This is a genomic window from Peribacillus sp. GL_122 (genome assembly GCF_057835005.1).
On the sequence record NZ_CM174415.1, the window covers coordinates 2182436 to 2201130 of the forward strand.

19 protein-coding genes and 1 pseudogene are annotated in these 18695 nt (G+C 38.7%); 19 read left to right on the forward strand and 1 reads right to left on the reverse strand.

Annotated elements, in window-relative coordinates; translation table 11 throughout:
* Window positions 1-2: 2 nt before the first annotated feature.
* The 6 genes from AC3ISB_RS10595 (at window position 3) to AC3ISB_RS10620 (ending at window position 6516) form a co-directional block, all read left to right on the forward strand.
* Window positions 3-1229, forward strand: coding sequence for a Zn-dependent hydrolase (locus AC3ISB_RS10595; protein WP_480338848.1), 1227 nt, complete (start codon window positions 3-5; stop codon window positions 1227-1229).
* 2 nt (window positions 1230-1231) lie between these two features.
* Entirely contained in the window at window positions 1232-2407 is a 1176-nt protein-coding gene (locus AC3ISB_RS10600; RefSeq protein WP_480338849.1) for a M20 family metallopeptidase, read from the forward strand.
* A 725-nt stretch (window positions 2408-3132) separates the two neighbouring features.
* Window positions 3133-4371 (forward strand): amidohydrolase, encoded by a 1239-nt coding sequence (locus tag AC3ISB_RS10605; RefSeq protein ID WP_286177208.1) that lies wholly within the window; start codon window positions 3133-3135, stop codon window positions 4369-4371.
* Window positions 4372-4489: 118 nt separating this feature from the next.
* Window positions 4490-4678 (forward strand): twin-arginine translocase TatA/TatE family subunit, encoded by a 189-nt coding sequence (locus AC3ISB_RS10610; protein ID WP_063236065.1) that lies wholly within the window; start codon window positions 4490-4492, stop codon window positions 4676-4678.
* 86 nt (window positions 4679-4764) lie between these two features.
* Window positions 4765-5475, forward strand: a complete 711-nt coding sequence (gene tatC, locus AC3ISB_RS10615) for a twin-arginine translocase subunit TatC (protein WP_452452233.1) — start codon at window positions 4765-4767, stop codon at window positions 5473-5475.
* A gap of 273 nt (window positions 5476-5748) precedes the next feature.
* A complete protein-coding gene (locus tag AC3ISB_RS10620; RefSeq protein WP_144528391.1) occupies window positions 5749-6516 on the forward strand; it encodes a DeoR/GlpR family DNA-binding transcription regulator in 768 nt (255 codons plus the stop codon).
* A 176-nt stretch (window positions 6517-6692) separates the two neighbouring features.
* Here AC3ISB_RS10620 and AC3ISB_RS10625 read toward each other — a convergent pair.
* Window positions 6693-7037 (reverse strand): annotated as a pseudogene (locus tag AC3ISB_RS10625) (serine hydrolase); the annotation flags it as partial.
* 307 nt (window positions 7038-7344) lie between these two features.
* On the opposite strand from AC3ISB_RS10625, the gene AC3ISB_RS10630 reads away from it, so the two are divergent.
* The 13 genes from AC3ISB_RS10630 (at window position 7345) to AC3ISB_RS10690 (ending at window position 18615) form a co-directional block, all read left to right on the forward strand.
* On the forward strand, window positions 7345-8172 hold the full coding sequence (locus AC3ISB_RS10630) for a MerR family transcriptional regulator (protein ID WP_480338850.1): 828 nt from the start codon (window positions 7345-7347) through the stop codon (window positions 8170-8172).
* Window positions 8173-8302: 130 nt separating this feature from the next.
* Window positions 8303-9790, forward strand: a complete 1488-nt coding sequence (locus tag AC3ISB_RS10635; RefSeq protein WP_480338851.1) for a UbiD family decarboxylase domain-containing protein — start codon at window positions 8303-8305, stop codon at window positions 9788-9790.
* Window positions 9791-9845: 55 nt separating this feature from the next.
* Window positions 9846-10421 carry a non-oxidative hydroxyarylic acid decarboxylases subunit B gene (locus AC3ISB_RS10640; RefSeq protein ID WP_141993344.1) on the forward strand — a complete coding sequence of 192 codons (576 nt, stop codon included), beginning with the start codon at window positions 9846-9848 and terminating at the stop codon, window positions 10419-10421.
* Window positions 10422-10456: 35 nt separating this feature from the next.
* The gene (locus AC3ISB_RS10645) at window positions 10457-10918 is read left to right on the forward strand and encodes a pyridoxamine 5'-phosphate oxidase family protein (RefSeq protein ID WP_480338852.1); all 462 of its coding nucleotides are present in this window, start codon (window positions 10457-10459) and stop codon (window positions 10916-10918) included.
* 278 nt (window positions 10919-11196) lie between these two features.
* Window positions 11197-12030 (forward strand): alpha/beta fold hydrolase, encoded by an 834-nt coding sequence (locus AC3ISB_RS10650; RefSeq protein ID WP_098373132.1) that lies wholly within the window; start codon window positions 11197-11199, stop codon window positions 12028-12030.
* Between the two features lie 241 nt (window positions 12031-12271).
* Window positions 12272-12892: a cyclase family protein gene (locus tag AC3ISB_RS10655; RefSeq protein ID WP_489276339.1), complete on the forward strand. Its 621-nt coding sequence runs from the start codon at window positions 12272-12274 to the stop codon at window positions 12890-12892.
* 79 nt (window positions 12893-12971) lie between these two features.
* Complete coding sequence (locus tag AC3ISB_RS10660) at window positions 12972-13691, forward strand: carboxymuconolactone decarboxylase family protein (RefSeq protein ID WP_098373130.1); 720 nt, start codon at window positions 12972-12974, stop codon at window positions 13689-13691.
* A 21-nt stretch (window positions 13692-13712) separates the two neighbouring features.
* Entirely contained in the window at window positions 13713-14402 is a 690-nt protein-coding gene (locus AC3ISB_RS10665) for a CoA transferase subunit A (RefSeq protein ID WP_098373129.1), read from the forward strand.
* Entirely contained in the window at window positions 14395-15027 is a 633-nt protein-coding gene (locus tag AC3ISB_RS10670; protein WP_098373128.1) for a 3-oxoacid CoA-transferase subunit B, read from the forward strand. Before AC3ISB_RS10665 ends, AC3ISB_RS10670 begins: the two co-directional genes overlap by 8 nt.
* Window positions 15028-15047: 20 nt before the next feature.
* The gene (locus tag AC3ISB_RS10675) at window positions 15048-16163 is read left to right on the forward strand and encodes a muconate cycloisomerase family protein (protein ID WP_098373127.1); all 1116 of its coding nucleotides are present in this window, start codon (window positions 15048-15050) and stop codon (window positions 16161-16163) included.
* A 75-nt stretch (window positions 16164-16238) separates the two neighbouring features.
* A complete protein-coding gene (locus AC3ISB_RS10680; RefSeq protein WP_048687694.1) occupies window positions 16239-16577 on the forward strand; it encodes a DUF3870 domain-containing protein in 339 nt (112 codons plus the stop codon).
* Window positions 16578-16581: 4 nt separating this feature from the next.
* Window positions 16582-17775 (forward strand): thiolase family protein, encoded by a 1194-nt coding sequence (locus AC3ISB_RS10685; RefSeq protein WP_098373126.1) that lies wholly within the window; start codon window positions 16582-16584, stop codon window positions 17773-17775.
* Window positions 17776-17802: 27 nt separating this feature from the next.
* Window positions 17803-18615, forward strand: a complete 813-nt coding sequence (locus tag AC3ISB_RS10690) for a dioxygenase family protein (RefSeq protein ID WP_098373125.1) — start codon at window positions 17803-17805, stop codon at window positions 18613-18615.
* Window positions 18616-18695: the final 80 nt, after the last annotated feature.

Below are 18695 nucleotides of genomic sequence, written 5' to 3' on the forward strand. Positions count from 1 at the left end.
AAGTGAGTCTTATCGAACGTATAGAAAAGCAAATAAATGATTTGAGCGAATTTACATCAACACCCGGAAAAGGGACAACCCGGCTTACGTATAGCAAGGAAGACTTACTTACACGCAATTATATTAAAAATAAAATGATGGAATCCGGTCTAACAGTAGAGGAGGATGGATTCGGAAATATTTTTGGAAAGCTAGAAGGTACTTTAAAAGATGCACCAAGCGTTTTGATCGGTTCACATTTTGATTCCGTACCAAATGGTGGTGCGTATGACGGACCAGCAGGTGTAATTGTCGCTCTTGAAGTGGCTGCCCTATTTGCAGAAAATCAATTAACACCTAAATATCCATTGGAAATCGTTGCCCTGATTGAAGAAGAGGGTGCTCGTTTTGGCGGAGGACTAATGGGGTCTAGAGGAATAGTGGGGACACTTAGTGAGGAAAGTTTTAAAAACTTAAGGGATAAAGAAGGTATCACAACAATTGAAGCGATGTCAAAAATTAGTCTGGATTCATCACTTCCGAAAAGGAGAAATCCCAATAGCATTAAAGCATTTCTTGAATTGCATATAGAACAAGGACCAATCCTTGAAGAGAAGAATATCCCCATTGGTGTTGTAGAAGCTATTGTTGGTTTAACTCAATTAGAAGTAACCATTGAAGGAAAGGCAGGACATGCAGGCACAACCCCTATGGATCGCCGTACGGATGCATTGGTTGCAGCCGCTCAGATTATTTCTCAATTACCGAGCTTTGCAATTGAGGAAGGTGAAGGAACGGTTATCACGACAGGACGACTACATGTTTTACCAAATGGAGCCAACGTCATCCCAAATAAAGTCGAATTCTCGGTAGATATCCGATCTAGCAAGGAAGAACATATTAACAATGTCATCATACGGATGAAAGAATTAATCGAATCCTATCATGAACAGGGGATCCATACAACTGCGGAACAGGTGTTATATATGCCGCCAAAGGTATTGAGTGATGAAATAAAAGCTTTATTAAAAGATAAAAGTTCTGATTTAAAAATTCCATACTGTTCCATTAATAGTGGAGCAGGTCATGATGCGATGGTTTTTTCCGATGTGACTGATGTTGGCATGCTCTTTGTTCCAAGTAAAGCAGGACTAAGTCATTGTCCAGAAGAATGGTCTGATGCACGTCATTTAGCAAATGGAGTGCAAATATTTTACGAAGTGGCTAAATGTTTAACGGAGGTGGAATGAGAATGATTAATCAAACGATAAAAGAAGCGATTCAAAATTATAGTGATGAATTAATAGAAATACGTAGAAAACTTCATAGCGAACCTGAGTTATCATGGGAAGAAGAAAATACAACTGCCTTTATTTGTGAATACCTTGAAAAATTAGGAATACCTTATCGGAAAGCAGAACCAACAGGTGTCATTGCAGAAATTAAAGGCGGTAAGGCAGGAAAGACGGTAGCATTAAGAGCGGATATGGACGCCCTTTCTGTTGAAGAATTAAATAAAGACTTGCCATATGCTTCAAAAGAAGAAGGGAAAATGCATGCATGTGGTCATGATGCCCACACATCAATGCTATTAATTGCAGCGAAGGCACTAAATGAAATAAAAGAAGAATTACCTGGGAATGTGCGATTAATCTTTCAACCAGCTGAAGAAGTAGCAACAGGTGCAAAGGAAATGGTTAAACAAGGGGCTGTCAAAGGTGTTGATAATGTTTTTGGCATACATATTTGGTCGCAAATGCCAACAAACAAAGTTGCTTGTTCTCAAGGACCTTCATTCGCTTCAGCAGATATCTTTACAGTAACGTTTAAAGGAAGAGGGGGACATGGTGCAATGCCACAGGATTGTATCGATACAACTATTGTGGCATCTTCATTCGTCATGAATGTACAATCTGTCGTTTCAAGAACGGTCGACCCACAAAATCCCGCAGTTTTGACAGTTGGAAAAATGGTCGTTGGAACACGATTTAATGTCATTGCAGAAAATGCCGTTATTGAAGGAACTGTCCGTTGTTTTGATCCTAAAACACGTGACCATATAGAAAAACAGCTCCAGATTTATGCTGAAAATGTTGCTAATATTTACGGTGCGACCGCACAGGTTGAGTACTACCGTGGAACGCAAGCTGTCATTAATGATGAATACAGTGCAAAATTAGTGCAAAAAGTTGCTTCAAATGCGTTTGGCGAAGGCGCAGTATATAATGAAAAGCCAACAATGGGTGGAGAAGATTTTAGTTTCTATTTAGATGAAGTACCTGGAAGCTTCGCTTTAGTTGGATCTGGAAACCCTGAAAAGGATACGGAATGGGCCCATCATCACGGGAAATTCAACATCGACGAAGATGCGCTTGCTACCGGTGCAGAACTTTACGCTCAATATGCCTGGGCATATTTGCACGAATAACGGACTGGATAAAAGAGGAAATACGGTATTTGTTAAAAGGTAGTTTGAACGCCAGAAGGCCGCCGATTGGCGGCCTTCTGGCGTTAAGGGTTAAATTTGACTAAAAGGACTTTGCACACAGTCAAAAAGGGAATGGATTTTACCATTCCCTTTTTGTTTTCCATTAACAAGGAATGAAACATCAAAGATTCTTTTGTCGAAATCAAAAGTGAGGAATCAATTAATCATCTACAAAAACTTAAATTGACTTAAATTAATGCAGATTTAATTGCAATTAAAAATAAATAGACTTATAATTGGATCTATAAGGTGAAATCATGTAACTGGACGAGTGACTATTTCGACAAATATGAAATGGATTGATATCGAACAATTTGTTAAATAATAATAAATCCAAAAACACCACTAGAAGAGATATGAAAAATTGGGAGATAAGTGTAACCTCGATTAAATACGGGATGGTTGCCTCTTGTTCCCCAATGAAGTCTATTAATCATGATCATCTTAAAATACAAATGTACTAGAGGAGGATTTTACAGGTGAATCAAGAAAAGGAAGGTTTGTCCCGCAGAAAGTTTATAGGTAACGTCTGTAAAATTGGAAGCGCTTCCGCGGTTCTCGGTGTCACGGACACGATGGGATTATTCATGCCTGAGACGGCAAGTGCGGATTCTGAGAAGAAGGTTGGCCATAACACCAAAAAACCAGGAAAGAACAGTTCCTTTATGTTGATGAATGTTCGATTGGAAAGTGGATACAAGTATGAAAATGGCCAGGTCGTCGCAACCGAAACCGTATTGAGGAACCTCCATATTGTTAAAGGCATCATTACCAGAATACTAGATACTAAGTCCCCTTATGGAAAAGGTATCGATTGCTACGACGCGAAAGGCATGCTGCTACTTCCTTCTTTTAGAGATATGCATATTCATTTGGATAAAACTTTTTATGGGGGTCCTTGGAGAGCAGCAGCAACGAGGAAAAATGGCATTTTTGACATGATTACCTTGGAGCAGACACTGCTACTGGAGCTCCTTCCAACAGCCCAGGAGCGTGCGGAGAAATTAATTGAACTAATTCTTGGCTACGGCTCGACATATGTCAGAAGCCATTGCAACATCGATCCAGTCGTTGGTTTAAAAAATCTTGAAAAACTTAATCAGGCCTTAGCAAACTATTCAGATAAAATATCACATGAAATCGTTGGCTTTCCCCAACATGGCTTGCTTCGTTCAAATGCTCAGGGACTGATACGCGAAGCCATGCAACTCGGAGTTACACATGTTGGCGGACTAGATCCAACCTTAGTTGACGGTGATATGGAAAAATCGTTGCAAACGATGGTACAGATTGCGGTTGACTACAAAGCAGGTATTGATATTCACCTTCATGAAGGTGGCGAAACAGGATTGAAGGCAATTCGTCGATTGGCTGATCTGACTGAGGAAGCCGGTCTGCAGGGGAAAGTGACGATCAGTCATGCCTTTTCGCTCGCTTCGTTAGGGGATGGCGCCGACGTAGAAATGGCAAAACGCCTTGCATCGCTTGGGATTTCCATTGCTTCAACCGTTCCAATCGGTAAAGACGTAATGCCGATTCCGCTGCTTCAGAAGCATAAGGTGAACGTCATGCTTGGTAATGATAGTATTACTGATCACTGGTCACCATTCGGGATTGGCGATACACTGCAGAAGGCACATCTCGCTGCAGATCTGTATGGATGGTCAAACGAATACAACCTGTCTCGCTCACTTTCCCTTGCTACCGGCGGCATTACACCGCTAGACGAGTCCGGTAAGCAAATTTGGCCAAAGGTAGGCGATGCCGCGACCGCCGTACTCGTTCCAGCAAGCTGCTCGGCCGAAGCCGTAGCACGCCTGCCCAAGCGTGCTGCCGTATTACATAAGGGAACTCTGTCTTCGGGTTCTCTGGATAGCGTGAAGCCTAAGCTTCATACCAATTAAAAGGATATGACCTTTTTAATGAACCTTGGTAAAAAAGAATTGGGGATAGGTTCGATGAGCACATAAACGTTTAACGTTTTAAAGGAAGTACAAAATATAAATACCAATGGGGGAAGTTATGCTACAAAATATTGGAATACCAGGATTGATGCTAATTTTAGTGATTGCACTTATTATTTTCGGCCCTTCTAAGTTACCGGAAATTGGTAGGGCGTTTGGATCAACATTAAGGGAATTTAAAAAGTCTACCAGAGATCTTGTAGCAGATGACACTAATGCCGATGTTACCAATAAGAAAGAAAGCTAATCAAATAAATGAAGAGGGGATGTAGGATCTGTCTTACATCTTTTTTTCCTGGAGTGATGATGTTGGAAAATCAAAAAAAATCGAGCATGATTCAGCACCTTGAGGAGTTACGTAAACGTATTATTATCACTTTAGTCGTTTTCACGCTGTTCCTCGTACTGACATTTATATTTGTTCAAGATATTTATAATATAATAGTTAAAGATTTGCCGTTTAAGCTAGCTCTGTTAGGACCGAGTGATATCATACTCGTTTATTTAATTATTGCCACCGTCGTTGCCATCGCGGCTACTATACCGGTTGCTGCGCACCAAACTTGGCTGTTTGTACGTCCAGCGTTAACACCAAAAGAACGCAAAGTTACTAGCGCTTATATTCCAGCACTATTTATTCTATTCACACTAGGAATCAGTTTTGGTTACTTCATTTTATTTCCGCTAGTACTAAATTTTTTAATGTCTCTATCAAACGGCATGTTTACAACTTTCTTTACAACGGAGAAATATTTCCGATTTATGCTTCATATGACACTGCCTTTTGGATTTCTGTTTGAAATGCCTGTTGTCATTATGTTTTTAACAAGTTTAGGAATAATAAATCCATACCGTTTGCAAAAAATCAGGAAATATTCTTACTTTATTTTAATAGTTATTTCAATTTTGATTACACCACCAGACTTTCTATCAGATATCCTAGTTACGATACCTTTATTACTATTATATGAAAGCAGTGTAAGCCTATCCAAATTCGTATATAAACGACATCAAAGGGAAAAAGGGATGTCTGAACCTGTCTAAAAAGGGTCTGGCACTAAGACAGCATCATCTCCATTTTAAGGTTGATTTTTTTTCATGCCCGGAATATACCCTTCCGATGGTCGGGATATTAATATCATGTTTAATCCCTGGTTAATATCCCCGATTTGGAATTCTGATAACTAAATATATTGATTACGGTGTTCAGTATTTACTAATAATCTACCCTCGAAAGCTTAATTATCCTTAATATAATTCATGTTTCGTTGTGAATAAACTTGGGTTAACTTATAATTAAATCTACGAGGTGAGATCATGCTGCAGGATGAACGATTAGACGCAATTATTCAATATTTAAATGAAAATGAACGGATTGATATTGAAACAATTTGTAAAATAAATAATGTATCTAAAGATACGGCCAGAAGAGACTTAATAAATTTAGAAGAGGAGAGGAAGATCATTCGAATACGGGGTGGGGCGAAAAAGGCTCTGCTTTCCAATGAAGTCCATAATTATGGTGAGCGTATGAACATGGCATCGGAAGCTAAAAGTAAAATCGGAAAATTTGCAGCTTCTTTGATAAACGATGGGGATCATCTTATTTTGGATGCCTCCACAACAGTTCAATTTCTAGCTAAATATTTAACGAGCCGGAACAATACGGTCGTGACTAATTCGATTAACGTTACCAGTGTATTAAGCCCAAGAGAAGATATAAAGGTTAATTTATTAGGTGGAACATTAAGCACTAGACACCAAGCCATATATGGTTCAAGAGCCATTAGAGATGTCCAGGATTATAAGGTGAATAAATGCATCATTGGTACTTGCGGAATATCTTCTGAAGGACTGTCTACTTCCATCGAGGAAGAAGGCCTCCTCGTTCACGAAATGATTAAGCGTTCTGACCAGGTCATTGTGATTGCAGATTCAACGAAATTTAATAAAACTTTTTTTCAAAAGGTATGTGACCTAGACTCTGTTGATATAGTGATTACAGACAAAGAAGTACCAAAAAATATGCAGGAAATCCTAAAAAAACATGTGGTAGAAGTGATTGTGGTTCCAGGTCAAGATTGAGTATTAGAAATTTGGGCTCAAGTTTAATAACTACTCCTTTGATATAAAAAGTATCAGTAAACCTCGAATTTCTTGGTTACAGCCTGAAATAGTGTTGAACGAAAAGCAACAAGATATGTTTGTGAATCACCTTGAAAAAAAATCATGAAAAAAGAGCGCCCAGAGGTGCTCTTTTTTCAGTGGATAAATTGTAATTTAACTTTTGTAAAGGTGAGAAGCTGTGTACTCCACATTGCTGGTAAATGCAAATAAACAAGTAAATGAACCATGGTAATTCATTCTCTAAAACCCTTATGTGCAATTCATTATTTTGTTTATACACTTCAAGATAAGCTGGATGATCAAATGTTACAGTGTAATCTTCAAATGGATGTGAAGGGGTTGTATTCTTTATCTGCTCTGGAAGGGACTGATTTACTTCTTTCATCATTTCATTTATCTTAGCGGTATCTTCAACAGATCTTTATACCTTCAATTGGTTATAATTCAAGGAGTTCATCATAGATTTGGTACGCAAAATAATTAGATGATCATTTAAAATTTATAACTAGTGAATTTCGTTTGCTCATTTAGTGCTTATTAATGAAGATGTTGATATGATCCATTTTTTCGATAGACAGGGCCTTTGAAAATCCCTTATTTTAAATGGAAAATGGTAAAGTTAGGGCAGGATAGAAGTTTTCTTTAGAATACTGACTCTCTCCAATCGACTGTAGCTGCCGTATGGAAGCAGGGAAATCAAAAAATTAATATATTAAATTATGGTACAAAGTAAATGTGAGAATTAGGAAGAACTTTACAAAAAGGCTTTGCGGAGGAGGAACACATGTGGGCAATTACTTATCAATCAGTGAAATGGCTTCCATTCACAGTATCTCAAGGCAAACACTCATTTATTACGATAAGATCGAATTATTTAAACCTGTACATATAGATGAACATGGTTATCGGTATTATAGTGCAGTTCAGATTCCGTTTCTAAGGGAAATTTGCTTTTTGAAGTCGATTGGCATCAAACTGAATGATATTAAGGAGCATATAGGAAATCGGAATTTAACTACTGCCATGTCACTTTTGGAATTTCATCAAGAATTCATTGATAAAGAAATAAATGCCTTGATGAATACACGTACATTTATTCAGCAGAGATTAATGAAATATTCAGAAGCCAAAAATATTAAAAGTGAATTGGATAAACCTATTATAGAAGAATTTCCTGAACGGCATGTCTTATTTATACCATTTGAAAATGAATTGTGCCGAGAAGAATTACATTTAACGCTGATGAAAGCTTGGAATGTATTAAGTAAACATGAGATGCTTCCGTCAGAGGGATTTGGCACGGTTATTTTAAAGGATAAGCTTGGAACGGATGATGTTTTCGAGGGTGCGGGAATATATACTTCTTTACCCTTTATAGATCCTGATATGGATAATATGATGACGTTGCCTGCTGGTCAGTATGCATGTGTGTATAAATATGGAATGCCATATGACATTGAGTTTTTAAATGAATTGGTTCATTGGATCAGTGAAAATCAGTATAGAACTGTAGGGGACGTCGTGGACGCTTGTTTATTGGATACGACCTTTTACGAGAATGATAATAGTGTTGATTTTTGTCAGCTGCAAATCCCTGTAGAGAAAATTACTTGAATTTTCAAATATCCATTGACTGTATAGTAGAAATACACTTTAGAATATCAGTTGTAACCGATAACATATAGGTTATTTGATTTTGAATGATACATAGGATACTGGTCATAAAGTGATAGGGGGATTTTTTATGTCTGAAAAAATGAATAAAGTGACAGATTTACGTTCTGCCTTGGAACTACTGAAGTCCATTCCAGGACAATTGATTGAAACGGATGAACCTGTCAATCCTCATGCTGAATTATCTGGGGTTTATCGTCATGTCGGTGCTGGCGGAACAGTAATGCGTCCAACAAAAATCGGACCTGCCATGGTTTTCAATCATGTATTGGGACATGAAGATTCAAGCGTGGTGATTGGACTTTTAGCCAGCCGGGAAAGAGTCGGTCTCATGCTGGATACAAAACCGGAGCGACTGGGGTTCCTTTTAAATGAAGCTGTAAAAAAACCAATTGATCCAATCACCATTACAAATGATAAAGCGAAAGCTCAAGAAGTGGTTCACTATGCGGAAGATCCGGATTTCGATATCAGAAAGTTAATACCTGCCCCTACGAATACAGAGGAAGATGCAGGCCCGTATATCACCATAGGCATGTGCTATGCCTCCGATTCGGAAACGGGTGAATCTGATATAACGATACATCGTTTATGTTTACAAAGTAAAGATGAGATGTCCATGTATTTTGTTCCTGGCCGCCATTTAGAAGTTTTTCGTGAAAAGGCTGAAAAAGCAGGAAAACCATTACCAATTTCCATTAGTATCGGTGTTGACCCTGCTATTGAAGTCGCTGCTTGTTTTGAAGCACCTACGACTCCTCTTGGCTTTAATGAGTTGAGTGTTGCAGGGGCTATCAGGAAAGAAGCGGTAGAACTGGTCCAATGCTTGACCATTGATGAAAAAGCTATCGCGAATGCTGAATATGTAATAGAAGGGGAATTGGTTCCCGGAGTGCGCGTTCGGGAAGATCAAAACACCAATACTGGAAAAGCAATGCCGGAATTCCCTGGTTATACAGGCTCAGCTGTAGCGGAACTGCCTCTAATCAAAGTGAAAGCTGTTACGCACCGTGTCAATCCAATCATGCAAACAGTTATTGGTCCAAGTGAAGAACATGTGAATATGGCTGGCATTCCAACTGAAGCAAGCATTCTGCAAATGGTGGAAAAGGCCATGCCAGGCAAATTATTGAACGTTTATGCCCATACTTCAGGAGGGGGTAAATACATGGCCGTTCTTCAATTCAAGAAAAGTCAGCCAAGTGATGAAGGTCGCCAAAGACAAGCTGCACTATTGGCGTTCTCTGCCTTTTCTGAACTTAAGCATGTGTTCATAGTGGATGAAGATGTGGATCCCTTTGATAGTAATGATGTTTTATGGGCGTTAAATACTCGTTACCAAGGTGATGTTGATACTGTATTCATTCCTGGAGTGCGCTGTCACCCGTTAGATCCTTCACAAGATCCCGCATACAGCCCCACCATTCAGGAAAAGGGGATTTCCTGTAAGACCATTTTTGACTGTACAGTACCGTTTCATTTAAAAGATGAATTTAAAAGGTCTGAATTTAAAGAGGTAGATCCAAGTCGATTTGTGCCTGGATTCTCCAATGTATAAGTTCTCTATATTTTTAAGTTTCGATTCAATGACTAATGAATAAGGAGGGGAATTAATGAAAATCATTGTTGGGATAACAGGAGCGACTGGAGCCATTTTCGGAATTAGGATTCTTCAGATGCTTAAAAGCAGTGAAGTGGAGACCCATTTAATCATGTCCCCTTGGGCACATGCCACCATTCAACATGAAACTTCATATTCTGTTAAAGACGTGGAGGGATTAGCTGATCATTCCTATTCTTACAAAGATCAAGCAGCAAGAATATCAAGTGGATCTTTCCGGGTTGATGGCATGATCGTAGCACCTTGCAGTATGAAAACATTAGCTTCCATTCGCATGGGACTAGCGGATAATTTATTAACGCGATCTGCTGATGTCATGTTGAAAGAAAGAAAAAAATTATTACTAATGACAAGGGAAACCCCTCTAAATACGATTCATTTGGAGAATATGATGGAGCTTTCCAAAATGGGGACTATTATATTCCCTCCGATGCCAGCCTTCTATAATAATCCTGAAAATGTTAACGATATCATTGATCATCTTGCATATAGGGCGTTAGATCAATTTGAAATCGATGCTCACGGTGCGAAACGGTGGGACGGAATGAAATATCGCACCAAAATATAACAGATTACTAGTGAATTAAGGAAAAAGGTGAAAAAATGAATGGGATGGAAATGCCAGTAGAGGTATTCGACTTGTTAAATGGTAAAGAACTTGTCGACAAGCAGCATGAAGCCATGATGCTGTTGACGGTAAGTGAAGAAGGATGGCCACATACTGCAATGATTAGCGTGGGTGAGATCGTAGCAATAAGCAGGAAGGAATTAAGGATTGGCTTATGGCCGAATACTTCGACTACAGCCAATGTCAATCGTACCCATAAAGCTACACTGGTTTTGTTTTGGAAAGGTAAAGCCCAATATTTTCGCCTTTCATTAGAGAGATTAAAAGAGCTGCAAAATGTCCAATACAAAAGAGAAAGATTCCAGGCCAAAATAGTAGAGGCACGGGAGGATATTGCTAAGTATGCTGAAATAACCTCTGGAATTAAAATCGACTTGAAAAACCCTAAAGAAATTGTTGAACGATGGAGGGAGACCATAGAGGACCTCCTTCAATAAAATTCCCAGGTACCGACTTTAAGTTACTAAGAAATCAAAATTATCAAATTATAATTGATAAAATTAGAACTTCATGTAAAATGGAATCATTACATGTATTTATACCTTGCCTATTCATTAATCATTAAAAAAAGGCCTTTTTTAATGAAAATTAATGAACTGACTGGCTATCTTAATTTCTCTATCAAGTTACCTTGATGGTGAAGTTAAGATAGCTTTTTTTATTAAATATGTAGGCTGGGTTATGTTTTTAATCAAGGAAATGGAGGAGTGTTACTATGGAAATGTATGTAAAGGAATTGGGGGAACATAGAATCCAAATTGCTGATTATCCTGGAACGAAAGGGCCAATCATCGCCATACATGGTTTAACGGGCAATCATAAGCAAATGCATTATTATGCAGAAATGTTAAAAGGCGAGTACAGAGTCATTTCGATTGACTTGAGAGGGAGGGGAAATAGTTCGAGGGCAGATGTGCAGTCTTCTCTTTTTAAACATGCAGAAGATGTAATTGAGTTAATTCAAGAGTTAAAGATTAAAAATCCTATTTTGATCGGGTATTCAATGGGAGCCTTCATCTCAAGTGTTGTAGCCAGCAAATTAACTTCGGTACAGGCCCTGATATTATTGGATGGTGCGGCCATTTCCTCTCAACAACAAAGGGACATCGTACAACCATCTCTAGGCCGATTAAGTAAAGAATATGAATCTCAGGAAAGTTATATTGCAGAAATTAAGGAAATCTATAGCCGTTTGGGTATCAATTGGACAGAACACCTGCAAAGTGTGGCGGAGTATGAGGTTCATGAAGTGGATGGTCACTGGGAGAATAAATCATCAGAAGATAGCATTCTTACAGATTTCAATAGTTTTTATTCTTTTGTCCCTAAAGAAGTTTGTAGACAAATTTCCTGTAAAACCTTATTGGTTTATGCCAGTGGGAAAATAGGGGATTTTCCTCCATTATTTTATGAAGAAGCCTATGATGATACGAAGAAATATACACCTGATATTGAAACGATCGTTTCAACTTGTAACCACTATACAATGGTGTTTGAAAATAGGGCGGAGATTAACAAAGAGATAAAGTCGTTCTTAAAACGAATTTGATTTTTTTGAAGATATTTTTTAAAAAAATATTGAAATTATCAGAAAATAGTGTAATATTAAGAATATATAATAAACTTAATTATTGCCTATTCATTAGCTATTAAAAAACAACCTTTTTTAATAACAACTAGTGAACAACTGGCTACCTTAAACACCTGCTGTCAATTATTGATAGTAATGTTTAGGGTAGCCATTTTTGTCGTGATAATGTAAAAGCTTAATGAATTTGGGGGTTTTATCGTTGAAAATCATTGATTTAACATTGGAACTTTACGATGGTCTAGTTACGAATAATGATTTACCTGCAATAGGGATTAAAGATGAACCTCTTGAACATAAGGGGAAATATGATTCACTTCCTAAAGGCTACCGTTCCAAGTTGATTTCTTTTTCTGACCATAGTGGGACACATGTCGATGTGGCTTCACATTACTCAGAAAATGGGGATTCGGTTGAAACCATCAATCTGAAGAATATGTTTGGGGATGCCCTCATACTGGATGTAAGCATGTTAAAAGCGACACATGAACCTGTTACGAAAGATTTACTTGAAGAGGCCGAACGCAGGCAGGGAGTATATGTTGAAAAAGACGATATCGTCCTGATCAGGACATGGGGGAAATCATGGGGGGAAAAAGGCTTTTTTGAAGCGCAGGCATTAGATGAAAGTGTGGCTCAATGGTTAATTGAAAAGCAAATACATATTGTCGGGTTGGATTTGCCAAATGCGGATTTGAACCAAGATTCAGAAAGCGGAATTCATCAAAAATTACTGAACCATGATATATATATCGTTGAAAATCTAGTGAATCTTGAAAAACTGCCTAAGCATTCCCGCTTTCTTTTTTCGGGATCCCTTTAAAACTAAAAAATGCAACAGCCTCACCTATAAGGGCACTATCGATACTTGATTCACAATTAATTTAAAGAGGTGCAGACGAATGAGCGAGGGATTATTGTATTTCAAAGAAGTTTATGATGTGGTACCAGGCTGGGTGCAAAAAATGCACGATTATAGCCCCAATGCACTTGATCACTATACCAACTTACGAAGTAACATCATGCAAGAGGGAGCCTTGACGAAGAAGGAAAAAGATATATTACTAGTAGGCATGAATGCTGCGAGGTTGTATGAACGGAGTATGGTTTACCATACCAAAGGGGCAATCGATGGCGGGGCAACAATACCGGAACTGGTGGAATACTTAATTGTTTCTTACTTATATAACGGAACAGAAGCATTAAAAACAGGAATGAAGTCTTTGGAGTATGCTCTAACACTTAAAGGCATTCGATATCCCGAAATAAGTGGCGATCAAGGAACAGCAGAAGAAATCCTGCTTTATATGATTGAACTATTAGGGGATGAGGAGACGGGATTCGTCTCGAATGTTTTGAAACTGGTTAAATCGGAAGACCAAAACTCCCTCAAAGATTATATATTAAGTGATTCAGTGGTTTCAAAAAGTCTAAAACATCTCCTGATGACAGGCATATTCATTACAGAATTAAAAGGGGAACAGGTTGGGGAATGGATGGAGGCGGCAAGGTTAAATGGAGCTTCGGAAGAACAATTAGCTGAAGTGGGACTGATTTGCTTATTGACTGCTGGAATACCTGCTTGGTTTGAGGCAAGTGATTCATTGATTGAAAATAAGTAACGTGAGATTGGTGGGGAAAACATGGCAAAAGTACATCAAGATATAGAAGCAGCTTTATCTTGTGTGAAGAACGGTCATACATTAATGGTAGGTGGATTTGGCTTGATCGGTGCCCCTCTTACATTAATAGATGGTTTGGCCAAAAAGGATGTAGCAGGCTTGACAGTAATCAGTAACAATTTAGGCGAGAAAGGAAAAGGTCTGGGAGTTCTCCTAAGCCAGAAGAAAATAAAAAAGGCGATTGGTTCTTATTTTACAAGCAATCGTGAAATTGGGGAGTTTTACCAACGTGGTGAAATTGAATTAGAACTATTGCCACAGGGGACATTAGCGGAATCCATTCGTGCTGGCGGTGCTGGCATAGGCGGTTACTATACGAAAACGAGTGTAGGGACCGATTTAGCTAAAGGAAAAGAAGAAAGGGAAATAAATGGGGCTACATATATTTTTGAACCTGCCATAAGAGCAAATGTAGCTTTGATCAGGGCATGGAAGGCAGATACACTCGGTAATCTTGTTTATTATAAAACGGCTCGAAACTTTAATCCGGTAATGGCAACAGCCGCAGATGTCGTAATTGCTGAAGTGGATGAGATAGTTGAACCTGGAGAACTCCCGCCAGAGGAGATTGTAACACCGCATCTATTCGTCGATGGAATTATTAAGGCAAAGAAAATCCTGACGAAGGAAGGTGTCAAAGGTTATGAGTGACAAAGAATTAATGCAAAATATGATAGCAAGACGCGCGGCAAAAGAATTGACGGGCCCTTGTATAGTGAACCTTGGAATCGGGATTCCGACCTTGGTTGCAAAATACATTGATGATGAAAATGTTTTTTTCCATACGGAAAATGGATTATTAGGGGTTGCAGAAGTTGATGAAGATGAAATCGATCCCAATTTAGTTAATGCAGGCAAGTTACCGGTAGGGGAATCGATTGGTGCATCATTCTTTAATAGTGCAGAATCGTTTGCAATGATCCGTGGAGGACACATTGATGTTGCCATCTTGGGTGTTTTGCAGGTAGGTCAAACCGGGGAAATTGCAAATTGGGCCGTACCTGGCAAGAATATCATGGGTGTTGGAGGAGCGATGGACCTGTTGGTTGGTGCCAAAAAAGTGATCGTGACAATGACACATACAAGTAAGGAAGGTAAAAGTAAAGTTTTAAATGAATGCACCTACCCGATTACTTCCACTAGAAGCGTTGACTTGATCATCACCGAGTTGGCTGTCTTTGAAGTTATTGACAAACAGTTGAAATTGATTGAATTAATGCCGGGTATAACGATCGAAGAAGTAAGAGCAAAAACAGAAGCGGATTTTATCTATTAAATGTTAAAAAGGTGGTTTAAATGAAAATACGTTCAGTAGATGTATACATTATTGATTTACCCACAATTCGTCCTCATCAGCTTGCCATGCATACGATCGTGGAACAAACGATCATTCTTGCCCGTGTCATGGATGAAGAGGGTGCGGAAGGTTGGGCGGAAGTGGCGACAATAGGCGGGGCTTCATATGGTGAGGGGACACCTGAGGCGATCAAAGTGAATATTGATACATATATCACCCCGCTTATCATTGGTAAAAACCCCGTCCATTATGACAAAATCATGCATGAAGTTTCACTAAATGTTAGAGGAAATAATTTTGCGAAGGCTGTCGTTGAATCAGCCATGGTGGATTTAGTAGCCAGAAGGAGAAACATCCCTGCATATGAATTATTCGGTGGACAAATTCATAAATCATTGCCGGTGGCATGGACTTTGGCAAGTGGGGATACGAGTAAAGATATCGAAGAAGCGAAAGAATCTTTACACCAAAAACGTCATAATATCTTTAAATTGAAAATTGGCAAAGGTAATCCATATAAGAATGTGGAGCATGTATTGAAAATTATTGAAGCCGTGGGAGATCAAGCACGCATTACGGTTGATGTTAATCAAGCATGGGATGAAACAACGGCTACGTATTGCATTGAAGCTTTACAGGAAGGCGGGGTTTCCATGGTCGAACAGCCGCTGCCAGCTTGGGATAATGAAGGGATGGCAAGGTTGACCGAACGTTTTAAGGTCCCGATCATGGCCGATGAATCATTGAATTCATTACAAGATTCATTTCAAATAGCTAAACATAGGGCAGGTAATTCCTTCGCCTTGAAAATATGTAAACATGGCGGGATGACCCAAACGAAAAAGGTGGCTGCGATTGCCGAAGGTGTAGGCTTTGGTTTGTATGGCGGAACGATGATTGAATCATCATTGGGAACGGCCATTTGTGCACAACTTTATTCAACCATTCCAAAATTTGAATTCGGTACAGAATTATTTGGACCGTTACTTTTCAAAGAAAATATTACGCTAAACCAAATAAAATATGAGAATTATGAAATAATCATCCCGGATGGTCCAGGATTTGGCATGGAGATAGATATGGAAAAAGTAAAACATTTTTCAAGAGGTCTTTAATTAATATAAACTGGAAAGGGGATTAAGAAACACCCACTGGTTTATGCAAGTAATCTTGAGAGGATGTAGTTTTATATGGGACAGCCAACATTATTAATCACGGCCTATGCGAAGGCACCGCAAAATACGAGCATGTATGAAAATTATAAATACGCTGGGATGGTACTGGAAATTCACAAGGAAAGTCACATAATCATTAATGCAGAATTTACGTTTTTAACAACTTTGGCCCAGGATTTTTTTAAGCGAATGATAGTAGGTTTTGATTTTAGTAAAGATATCGATTCCTTAATAGAGAATATTAAAACGGACTTTTTAGCTCCATCGCAGCAGTCGGTGATTGTTGCCCTGAAAATAGCTCACCAAAGATATAAGGATAGTTTAGAAGAAAGAAATAAAAATAGCAGGAGGTAGAAAATTGAGCAATGTAGTTATTATAGACTCGGTTCGCACCGCTATAGGGAAATTAGGGGGAGCATTGGAAAATGTTCCTGCCGATTTCCTGGCAGCTGCTGTCCTTGATGAAGTGATCAAGAGAGCGGATATTCCTAAAGAGAGTATTGATGAAGTGATAATGGGACAAGCGAAACAAAGTTCAGATGCGTCAAATTTGGCAAGAGTTGCATCGCTCAGGGCAGGATTTCCTGTGGAAGTACCAGGTTATACCGTACACAGACAATGCGGATCCGGCATCCAGGCAATCAATTCTGCCAGTCAACAAATACAATGCGGATTTGGGGATGTAATCATTGCAGGCGGAGCGGAATCAATGAGCACGGCCCCATACTATATGAGAAATATCCGTTTTGGATTGAAATCAGGGAATGGACAGTTATTGGACCCGAATACGGAAAGCCAGCCAGGTTCACAGCCCGTTGAAGATTACGGGATGTTAACGATGGGAATGACAGCAGAAAATCTGGCTGAAAAATATTCCATTTCAAGGACTGAACAAGATGAATTTGCTTTAAGGAGCCAAGAAAATGCAAAACGGGCAATTTCTACTGAACTATTTTCGAAAGAGATCGTTCCCTATCAAGTTAAAACGAAAAAAGGGTTAATGGAATTTAATGTGGATGAGCACCCAAGAGAAACCAGTCTGGAAAAGTTGGCTAATTTAAAACCGGTTTTCAAGAAAAATGGAACGGTAACCGCTGGAAATAGTAGTGGAAGAAATGATGGTGCATCCGCTCTGATACTAATGTCGGAAGAAGCAGCAAAAAGGAGTGGTAAAAAGCCGAAGGCAAGAATGATCGCTCAAGCTGCAGCAGGCGTATCTCCGAATTACATGGGGCTGGGACCTGTCAACTCTACCTTGAAAGCGCTTCAAATGTCAGGGCTGAAACTGAATGATATTGATTTAATAGAGCTGAACGAAGCCTTTTCTGCACAAGCTTTGGCAGTAATCAAAGAATTGAAGCTTGATATGAATAAGGTGAATCCTAATGGCGGTGCCATTGCCATGGGACATCCAATTGGTGCCACTGGTGCAATTTTAGCAACCAAATTGATGCATGAGTTAGAAAGAACCGGAAAAAGATATGGGCTAATCACACTATGTATAGCAGGTGGATTAGGAATCAGTACGATCATTGAAAATCAACAAATATAAAAACTTAAAAAAATTGGAGGAAATATAATGAAGAATCAAAAAGTAATCGACGTTTATAATGGATTGGTAGTTAAATTCAAGGAATTAGTTAGTGAATACGAAATTGATCATAATGACTATCAAGCTCTTGTGGATTGGATGGATCAATTAGGCAGGGCAGGGGAAATTCCGTTATTTATGGATGTTTTCTTTGAAACTCATGCTCTTCAAGAAATGTATAAAAGTGTAAAAGGAACTGAACCTACTATTCTAGGACCTTATTACATTGAAAATACGCCAGTCGTTCAAAATCCTGGTGTGCTGCCACAACGTGAAAATGAACCAGGTGACGCCCTATTCTTTTCAGGATCAGTGAAAGATGTTAATGGAAATCCGTTGGCAAATACTAAAATCGATATGTGGCAGGCTGATACAAATGGTGAATACTCATACTTCGCCGAAGGTATTCCAGATGATAATTTACGTGGTGTTTTTTATACGGATGCGAATGGTAATTTTGAAATTAAAACAGTTGTACCGGGTAATTATTCAATTCCAACAGATGGGCCTTCTGGTCAGTTCTTAAAGTGGATTGATCATCATGCATTTCGTCCAGCACATTTGCATCTATTGTTCCAACCGGAAAATGGCGATAGATTAGTAACACAAATATATTTTGAAGGCGATAAATATTTAGAAAATGATGTTGCACAAGGTGTTCGTGGAAGCTTAATTACGAAGTTAGATAAACATTCCGGTGCAGAAAAAGGTTTGAAAAATGATTATTATACAGCTCATTTAGATTTTGAACTTAGATTACAAGATAAACCAGTTTTCAATAAAGCTGTCGTGAAAAACTAAACATCGATAGGAATATGCATTGTTTGTTAATAGGCAATTTCAAAAGTTATTATCTGATTTTTCCGAGTATTTTCCGAGTT